Origin of the sequence: Parapedobacter flavus (assembly GCF_035818675.1) — a bacterium.
Lineage (GTDB): Bacteria > Bacteroidota > Bacteroidia > Sphingobacteriales > Sphingobacteriaceae > Parapedobacter > Parapedobacter flavus.
This window is the reverse complement of the sequence record NZ_JAYKZZ010000066.1, coordinates 1-1,317: the sequence shown is the minus strand read 5'-3', so window position 1 is coordinate 1,317 and position 1,317 is coordinate 1. Positions and strand designations below refer to the sequence as shown.

At 37.3% G+C, this 1,317-nt stretch carries 1 protein-coding gene; it reads right to left on the bottom strand.

What is annotated here, in order from left to right:
- Positions 1-139: 139 nt before the first annotated feature.
- Positions 140-1,306, bottom strand: coding sequence for a tetracycline-inactivating monooxygenase Tet(X) (tet(X), locus tag U9S71_RS20885; RefSeq protein ID WP_005783159.1), 1,167 nt, complete (start codon positions 1,304-1,306; stop codon positions 140-142).
- Positions 1,307-1,317 lie beyond the last annotated feature (11 nt).

The following is a 1,317-nucleotide window of genomic DNA, read 5'->3' as shown; positions in this document are numbered from 1 at the left end:
TGGCAAATTGGCGATGGAGCCGACTTTTAGCACAAATGTTGAATAGAATTACTAATCTTCAACATTGCACAAAAGTTCAATAGAAGTACTTCACCGGCTCTATTGCCAATTTGTTTGTTATGTGCCGTTTTATTCCATTTTATACATTTAACAATTGCTGAAACGTAAAGTCGGGTTTAAACATTTCAATTTCGTTTTGAGTTGATTCTTCTTGTGCTTCTTTGCCATAGATAAACATTTGCTGTTCATAATTTTTAACAGCCTCTTCAATGCTATTAAATTTTCCATCGGCTAGATTATCAGACAATATCAAGGCATCCACCAACCCACTATTTACTCCCTGCCCTGCAAAAGGCGGCATCAAATGTGCGGCATCCCCAATCATTGTTATGGGTAATGGGCGCTTGCTTTTCCAAGGCTTTTCTAAAGGAAATATCCGTGTAGCCAATCCTACAAATGACAACGTCGTATGAATCAATTCTTTGTAGCGTTCGTCCCAATCGGAAAATTCTTTCAGAAGAAAATCAACGACACTATTTCTGTTTTGAAAATCTACCTGCGTTTGGTTTTTCCATTCATCAGGTGTTTTAAAACTTATTCCAAAATGCAATGCACCATTATTATTGGGGTTAGCAAATAATAAATTACCTTGGTGAGATGCCATTAGCCGGTTTCCATTGCATAGCTGAAAAAATCCAGGACAGTTTATCTCTGGTTGATGAATATCGGCTTGTATATTGAAAGTACCTGTTTCTTCAACTTCCGTGTCGGTAACAAATTTTCTTACCTTGGACATCCCGCCATTGGCAAGAATAACCAAATCTGCTGTTTCACTCGGTTTATTCTCAAAAGTTAGTGTCCACTTCTTCTTACCAGGTTCAAGCATAACAAGTTTTCTATCCCAAATAACCGTGTCGTTTTCTAAACTATTCAACAAGATAGCCCTTAAGTCATTTCTGTTTATTTCAGGATTGTCAAATCGATTTTCGGGCTTTACATTTTTTGTGGATAAAATATTGCCTTTTTTATCAGCAATATTTACACCCATTGGTAAGGCTAAGTCATAATAAGTTTGTAACAATCCCGCTTTTTTCATTGCTTCCTGACCTGAACCTTTGTGTAGGTCAAGGGTTCCACCAAAAATTCTTGCCTCTCGGTCGTTGTCTCTTTCGTAAACTGAAACGTCTATGCCGTTTTGCTGTAATAATTTTGCCATAGTCAGTCCAACGGGTCCACCACCAATTATTGCAACGTTCTTATCACTAAGTAAATTCATTTGTTTGTCTGTATCTATTCGCATTGTCATTCAAAAATGGC